This window comes from Microbispora sp. ATCC PTA-5024, from assembly GCF_000511135.2.
Taxonomy (GTDB): domain Bacteria; phylum Actinomycetota; class Actinomycetes; order Streptosporangiales; family Streptosporangiaceae; genus Microbispora; species Microbispora corallina.
Genome location: NZ_KI866526.1, coordinates 344,488 through 350,791, shown reverse-complemented (window position 1 = coordinate 350,791; position 6,304 = coordinate 344,488). Strand labels below are relative to the sequence as shown.

8 protein-coding genes and 1 tRNA gene are annotated in these 6,304 nt (G+C 68.4%); 3 read left to right on the top strand and 6 right to left on the bottom strand.

Annotated features, from left to right (window positions below):
• Nucleotides 1–89 precede the first annotated feature (89 nt).
• Complete coding sequence (locus tag MPTA5024_RS32335) at nt 90–1,361, bottom strand: extracellular solute-binding protein (RefSeq protein ID WP_036331464.1); 1,272 nt, start codon at nt 1,359–1,361, stop codon at nt 90–92.
• A gap of 142 nt (nt 1,362–1,503) precedes the next feature.
• On the opposite strand from MPTA5024_RS32335, the gene MPTA5024_RS32330 reads away from it, so the two are divergent.
• Complete coding sequence (locus MPTA5024_RS32330) at nt 1,504–2,232, top strand: GntR family transcriptional regulator (protein WP_198167524.1); 729 nt, start codon at nt 1,504–1,506, stop codon at nt 2,230–2,232.
• A gap of 223 nt (nt 2,233–2,455) precedes the next feature.
• Here MPTA5024_RS32330 and MPTA5024_RS32325 read toward each other — a convergent pair whose 3' ends face one another.
• A complete protein-coding gene (locus tag MPTA5024_RS32325) occupies nt 2,456–3,025 on the bottom strand; it encodes a hypothetical protein (RefSeq protein WP_157099847.1) in 570 nt (189 codons plus the stop codon).
• A gap of 127 nt (nt 3,026–3,152) precedes the next feature.
• On the opposite strand from MPTA5024_RS32325, the gene MPTA5024_RS32320 reads away from it, so the two are divergent.
• Nucleotides 3,153–3,803 carry an SRPBCC family protein gene (locus MPTA5024_RS32320; RefSeq protein ID WP_036331462.1) on the top strand — a complete coding sequence of 217 codons (651 nt, stop codon included), beginning with the start codon at nt 3,153–3,155 and terminating at the stop codon, nt 3,801–3,803.
• 365 nt (nt 3,804–4,168) lie between these two features.
• Here the strand turns inward: MPTA5024_RS32320 and MPTA5024_RS32315 are convergent, their stop codons facing one another.
• The 3 genes from MPTA5024_RS32315 to MPTA5024_RS32305 all read right to left on the bottom strand — a co-directional run bounded on the left by MPTA5024_RS32315 (nt 4,169) and on the right by MPTA5024_RS32305 (nt 5,072).
• Nucleotides 4,169–4,486: a helix-turn-helix domain-containing protein gene (locus tag MPTA5024_RS32315; RefSeq protein WP_036331460.1), complete on the bottom strand. Its 318-nt coding sequence runs from the start codon at nt 4,484–4,486 to the stop codon at nt 4,169–4,171.
• On the bottom strand, nt 4,483–4,749 hold the full coding sequence (locus MPTA5024_RS32310; RefSeq protein WP_332310649.1) for a type II toxin-antitoxin system RelE/ParE family toxin: 267 nt from the start codon (nt 4,747–4,749) through the stop codon (nt 4,483–4,485). The genes MPTA5024_RS32315 and MPTA5024_RS32310 overlap by 4 nt, the downstream gene beginning before the upstream one ends.
• Nucleotides 4,750–4,998: 249 nt before the next feature.
• Nucleotides 4,999–5,072, bottom strand: a tRNA-Lys gene (locus MPTA5024_RS32305).
• A 156-nt stretch (nt 5,073–5,228) separates the two neighbouring features.
• On the opposite strand from MPTA5024_RS32305, the gene MPTA5024_RS32300 reads away from it, so the two are divergent.
• Entirely contained in the window at nt 5,229–5,591 is a 363-nt protein-coding gene (locus MPTA5024_RS32300) for a PRC-barrel domain-containing protein (protein WP_036331458.1), read from the top strand.
• A 105-nt stretch (nt 5,592–5,696) separates the two neighbouring features.
• Here the strand turns inward: MPTA5024_RS32300 and MPTA5024_RS32295 are convergent, their stop codons facing one another.
• On the bottom strand, nt 5,697–6,293 hold the full coding sequence (locus tag MPTA5024_RS32295; RefSeq protein WP_036331456.1) for a hypothetical protein: 597 nt from the start codon (nt 6,291–6,293) through the stop codon (nt 5,697–5,699).
• Nucleotides 6,294–6,304 lie beyond the last annotated feature (11 nt).

The window sequence follows — 6,304 nt, the reverse complement described above, 5'->3', positions numbered from 1 at the left end:
CCGTACGGCGGGGCCGGGGGCCCGCGGCGCGCGGAGGGGCGGCGAGCCTCTCCCGCGCGCCGGCCGGGCGCGACTCGGTGCTCACCATCTCAGGACTTGGTGTTGAGGATGGTGGTGATGACGTCGGAGGCCGCCTTGCCCTCGGTCGCGGGGTCGCCGCCGGTCAGCACCGTGGTCATGTACTCCTTGACGACGTTCTTGGCCTCGACGGCCGCCCAGTTGGCCGAGTTGGGCGTGGCGTGCCCGTTGGCCGCGCCGGCCGCCATGGCGGCGGTCGCCTCGTTGCCGCTCAGGACCGAGGCGAACGAGGTCCGGTTGGGGACGTAGCTCATCTCCTTGGCCATGTCGGTCTGGAACTTCTCGCCGGCCAGCGCCTTGACCACCTCGTACGCCTCGTCGGGGTGCTGCGACGCCTCGGGGATGATCAGGTCGGAGCCGCCCGTGAAGACCGCGCCCGGCCGGTCGGCCGTCTTGCCGGGGATCGGGAAGAAGCCGAGCCTGCCCTTGAGCGCCGGGTTGGCCTTCTCGATCGCCGCCGCGCCGCCGGGCGCCGAGATGAGCTGGGCCACGTCGCCCTTGCCGAAGACGTCGGCCTGCGGAGGCTTGGCCTCGTCGGAGTCCTTGGGCCCCTTCCCGAGCGCCTGAAGCTTCCGGTAGAACTCGATGCCCGCGACCGCCTGCGGCGTGTCGAGCGCGCCCCGCCAGCGGTCGCCCTCCTTGACCGCGAGGTCGCCGCCCTCGTCCCAGACGAACCCGGCCAGTGTGTACCAGTTCTGCCCCGGCAGGTAGATGCCCTGGACGCCGCCCTTGTCGAGCTTGGTCGTGTCCTCGATCCACTCGTCCCTGGTCTTGGGCGGCGCGTCGATCCCGGCCTTCGCGAACAGGTCCTTGTTGTAGATGACCACGCGGTTGGCCGCGTACCAGGGGATGCCGTACTGGTGGCCGTCGATCTTGCCGGGCTCCGCGAGGCCCGGCAGCCAGTCGGAGCCGCCGAGGTCGGCCACCTTGCCGGTGAGGTCCCTGACGCCGCCGCTCGACGCGTACTCCGCGACCTGGGTGTTGCCGACCTCGATCACGTCGGGGGCGTCCTTGCTGGCCAGAGCACTGGTCACCTTCTGGCCGATGCCGTCCCACTCCTGGATCTGGATGTCGAGCCGCACGCCGGGGTGCGCGGTCTGGAAGTCCGTCCTGAAGCGGTCGACGACGCCGTCGGAGAGGCTGTCGCGCATGAACCAGACGGTGAGCGTGGTGGGGCTCGCGCTCCCCGACGCCTGTGGCTGGGACGTGGACCCGCAACCGGTGAGGCCGGCGGCGAGCCCGAGGGTGAGCGCGGCCGCCGTGGCGGGGAGGCGGTACCTCATGGATTCTCCCACTGGTCAGTTATTGGTAACTTCTTGAGAGGAGAGTGGTCTTAACCAGTAGAGGTGTCAAGAGGGTCCAAGACCCCGATTTGCCTGGGTATTCGGGAGGGCAACTGGTTAGATAACTGGTAAGGTCTCAGACGTGCAGAGACTTCCAACGGGGCTGAAGCGCGATCGGGTGAGAGACGTCCTGCTCGACCTCATCGCCGACAAGGAGCCCGGCACGGCGATCCCCTCGGAGCGGGACCTGTCCCGGGAGCTCGGCGTGTCGCGTCCGACGCTGCGCGCCGCCATCGACGGGCTCGTACGGCAGGGCATGCTGGTGCGGGAGCACGGCCGGGGCACGTTCACCGGACGGCGCAAGGTCACCCAGCCCCTCGCGGCCGGCAGCAGCTCCTTCCACGCCCCGGCGGCCGAGGGTCACTGGCTCAGCCGCATCCTGGAGTTCGACTCGGCCCCCGCGACGGCGCGGCTCGCCCACCGGCTGCAGGTCTCCCCCGCCGACCCGGTCCTGCGGGTCGTACGGCTCCGGATGGTGGACGACGAGCCCATGGCCATCGAGCGCATCCACCTGCCGCACCGGCTGGTGGCCGGCCTGGAGCCGGACGACATGGTGTCGGGCTCCTTCTACCAGTTCCTCCGGACGCGCTTCGGGGTGGACGTCCGCAGCGCCACCCAGAGCATCGAGCCGACCGTGACCGACGAGACCGAGGCCGCGCTGCTCGGGGTGCCCCAGCACGCCCCCGCACTGCTGATCGAGCGCACAACGCGCGACGCCGGCGGCCGCGTCGTCGAGTTCACCCGCTCGATCTACCGCGGCGACCGCTACCGCATCACCTCCGAGCTCCGCTTCGACGACACCTCGGGCTGAGGAACCCGACCGGGAGCCGCCGGCCTCCGCCTGATGCGGGCGGTGCGGTGGGTGGCCCTCGCCGTCGAGGCGAGGCGCCGCCGTGACCCGCCTCCGCCGGCACGTGTTGACACGAGCAACCGAACGACTACGATCAGTAATGCGCGGTCGGGTGCGAACCGCGAAGTGAGGCCGGGCTTCCCGCCGGATGACGGGCACCCGGCCATCGCGGTTTCCCGACCTCTCACGCCCGCCACTCCACCTGGACACCCCGGAGCACCGCGCCCAAGGCACTGGTGTACTCGGCCGTCCGGCCCAGGACGTGGGCCGCCGCCGCGCCGGCGACGACGTCCGGCAGCCACAACAACGGCTCCTTCATCGAGGACGAATGCTCGACGCCGAACCGGGGAGGACGGCCCGCCATGCCGCGCAGCACCCGCCGATCGGTCTCGTCCTGCCTCTCCTGCCGCCGGTCGAGCACGAGACGCCGGACTCCGGGGACGAGTTCCACGGCGAGCCACCGGAGCGCACGCGCCCGAGCCGCCTCCTTGTGCGCGGGCGAGTCGAACGCGCAGCCGTACGCCACGGCCTTCACGGGAAGCGCCGACACCGCCGCGGCCAGGAGGCGCCGGGTGGGATGGTCCTCGGCGTGCCAGTGCGGCCGGGCCGCCGTCGGAACCACGGCCGCCAGCTCCCGGTTCACGCGCTGGCCCAGCTCCGGATGGGCGAAGACCACCGCGATCAGATAGAGCCCCGCGTTGTCGTGAATGGACTCGTCGATGTAGCCGGCGACGCCCGAAGTCGGGAGGAGCACGACGAGCGATGATCCCATAACCTTGGGTGACGGTGCGCGACATTGGAGATCAGCCGGGCTTCTCCATCGCGATCACTTGGGATATAAGCCACTTAAGACCGAAATTGCTCTTTCATCGCGAGGTCACGTGAAGCACTTTCTCCGGCTTCTCGCAGCTCAGACGCTCTCCGCCCTCCTCCTCCTGACCTTCGTGGCGGCCCCGGCCCGGGCCGACACGATCGAGACCGACGCCCAGCTCGCCGCCGAGTGGCAGCTGGCCTGGGACTTCTACAAGTTCTACGAGATCGGCACCGCGCCCCTGCCGTACACGGGACGCAGCCGCGTCGAGCGGGACGTCTCGATCGACATCGACGCGCCGCGGGACCACGTCTTCGCGGTGTACTCGAACTTCGCCAACCACATCGGCCGGCACTCGTTCCTCCAGCGGGTCGTCACCCGCAAGGACTGGACCGAGAACGGCGTCCACTACATCAACTTCACGGCCATCGAGGACATCCCCGTGGTGGCGGGCGTCCCGGTCACCACCAAGACCCACGGACAGCAGCGCATCCACCCGGACGGCTACTACTACGAGACTGACACCTGGACGCTGCCCAACGTCGTCACCCACCAGAAGATCGTCTTCGACGACCTCGGGGACGGGCGGACCCGCGTGACCGAGCATCTCACGTTCGAGGCGAGCATCCTGCTCATCGACTTCACCGTGACGAACGGCGTCTCCTCCCACCAGGAGACCCAGCAGGGGCTCAAGGAGGCCATCGAAAGCGGCGAACTCTGACCGATCCTGTGTAAGCGTGGGAGACGAAGAAGCCCCGGGCGACGGCCCGGGGCTTCTCGGCAGGTGCGCCGCCAGGGACTCGAACCCGGACCCGCTGATCAGGTGTCCGCTCGACTCATGGTTCATGGGTGCTGGACGGTGTCCGGCTGTGCTGTTCTGTGTCGTCCTGGGCGCTGCTCGTTGGTAGGCACGGCCGGGCAGTACGGGGTTCTGACGGTTGGTGATCGGCCGCTGGAGCCAACGTGGAGTGAACGGGGTATCGGCGATGCGCGTTGAACGGGGCATGCGCCCGCTCGCATGGTGGGTTGTCATGCGGCGATGCCGGTGGGTGGGTTGCTGACGGGCAGTTTCACATTGAGTTGTGGTCAGGCGATCGCGGTGATGTCTCCGTTGTCGAAGTAGATGGCCTGGTGGAGGCGTCCGCCGAGGGCGGTGGCGTAGCGTGCGAGTACTTCCTGGCCGGAGATCTTGCCTTGTTCGATCTGGGAGACCCGTCCCTTGGTCACGCCCATCCGTTCGGCGACCTGCTCCTGGGTGAGGCCGCGGGCCCGCCGGATCTCCGCGAGCCGATGCCCGAGGACTTCGGTGAGGAGTTCTCTTTTGCCCTCGGCCACGGCGGCTTCCCCGCCCGCACGCTCGACGTGTTCGGCTCGGATGTCGCTCCACCGCGAATAACCGCTCATCGCCCGTCTCCCTCCTCTTCCGCCCGGGACCTCAGATAGATCCCGTACCGCTTTTCGGCCAGCGGGATCGCCTCGTCGTGCCATTCGTTCCACCGACCGGCCTTATCACCGGCCACCAGCAGAATGCTGGATCTCCAGGGATCGAACGCGAACAGGATCCGTACGGTGCCCGGCCGCAACTCCTTGAGATTCCTGATCGTCGAGTTGGCGATCGTGTCCACCAGGGGGCCGTCCCAGACCGGGGCCGCCCTCTGCCAGAGCATCGATCGCCTGGACGACTCGCGCTAAGTTCAGTAATAGGTAAACCTTGGCCGCTGGTGGTTCCGTCAACCAGACTCAGATGAGGTGGGTGTCTGCCAAACGGGGGAAGCTCAAGGCGAGGCTGGCGTTTCCGCCGGCGCCGGACGGGCGGCGGACGAGCTAACGGCGAGCCAACGTGGCGGACGAATCCGCCCATGAACGCCACCAGCGCGCCCATGATCGCAACCATGAACGCGCTGGTAGGCGGACTGTGCGCCGCCAGGGACTCGAACCCCGGACCCGCTGATTAAGAGTCAGCTGCTCTAACCAACTGAGCTAGCGGCGCATGACCCCCACCAGATTAGCGCCACTTCGCCCCCACTCGCGCCACCCATACGGGACCGGAGGGACATATGGGACTAATGGGGTGATCCTTACATGCAGAAGACGTTTCCGCCCGCGCCGCCGGGTAGGGGTCGAAGTGACGAAGGGAGTGAAAACGATGACACCGGATCTGTGGTCGTACCCCTCCGGGGTGTACGACACCAGTCGGAACCTGGACGTGGTCGGTTACGACGTCCAGGCCACGGACGGAAAGATCGGGTCGGTGGACGAGGCGACCTACGACGCCAGCCAGAGCTACATCGTCGTGGACACCGGTCCCTGGATCTTCGGCAAGAAGGTCATGCTGCCCGCGAGCGTGGTCACGCAGATCGACCCCGAGGAGCGGAAGGTCTTCGTGAGCCGGACCAAGCAGGAGATCAAGAACGCGCCCGAGTTCGACGAGGCCGCGTTCAAGGAGTCGGACTACCGCGACCGCCTCGGCGAGTACTACGGTCGCTTCCCCTACACCGGCAGCCTGTAGGCCGCCGGCCCGAGAACGAGAGGAGCCGCACCCCTTCGGGGGTGCGGCTCTTCCCTGTGCGGGGACGACTGTGCGGGAACGACTGCGGGGACGACGCGGCGCAGGTCAGGGCCAGCGCACGTCCGGCGCGGGAGTCGTCGGAGCGATGACGCGGAGACGTTCCAGCAGCGTGATGAACGTCGACGCGTACGGCGACGGGGCGACGACCGAGGCCACCTTGTCCCAGTCGACCTGCTCCCGCATGGCGCGGACCACCGGCAGCAGGCCGCCGTAGTCGCAGGCGTGCTCGGACAGCGGAAGGATCCACGAGATCACCAGGTCGGTGGCCTCGAGGACCGGGAGGCTGAGCGCGGCCGTGTTGATGAACTCCGATCGCGCGATCATGGCCTCGGTCACGGGCCTGTCGGCGAGAGAGAAGATCAGATCGACCAGGACGCCCTCCTCGTCGAAGGCCTTGACCAGCCAGTCCTCCGGGGGCTTCGCGGTGCGGAAGCCCATGTTCTCCAGGGTCTTGAGGGCGAGCGGGACGTCTTCCTCGACAAGGGCGAAGTCGACGTCGTGCAGTGAAGGCGCGGCGCCCCTCGCGTAGCCTGCGCAGCCTCCGGCCAGGGCGAAACGGACCCCGGCCTCCTTCAGGCCCGCTCCGGCGCGCTTGAGCGTCTCTAGGATCGCGTCGGTGACGGCGTGACTGTGACTACCCACTCACGTCGCTT

Excerpts from the sequence above, each read along its gene's own strand:
- MPTA5024_RS32335 (WP_036331464.1), bottom strand. The coding sequence starts at position 1,361 with ATGAGGTACCGCCTCCCCGCCACGGCGGCCGCGCTCACCCTCGGGCTC.
- MPTA5024_RS32315 (WP_036331460.1), bottom strand. The coding sequence starts at position 4,486 with ATGAGCGGTTATTCGCGGTGGAGCGACATCCGAGCCGAACACGTCGAG.
- MPTA5024_RS32310 (WP_332310649.1), bottom strand. The coding sequence starts at position 4,749 with ATGCTCTGGCAGAGGGCGGCCCCGGTCTGGGACGGCCCCCTGGTGGAC.
- MPTA5024_RS32300 (WP_036331458.1), top strand. The coding sequence starts at position 5,229 with ATGACACCGGATCTGTGGTCGTACCCCTCCGGGGTGTACGACACCAGT.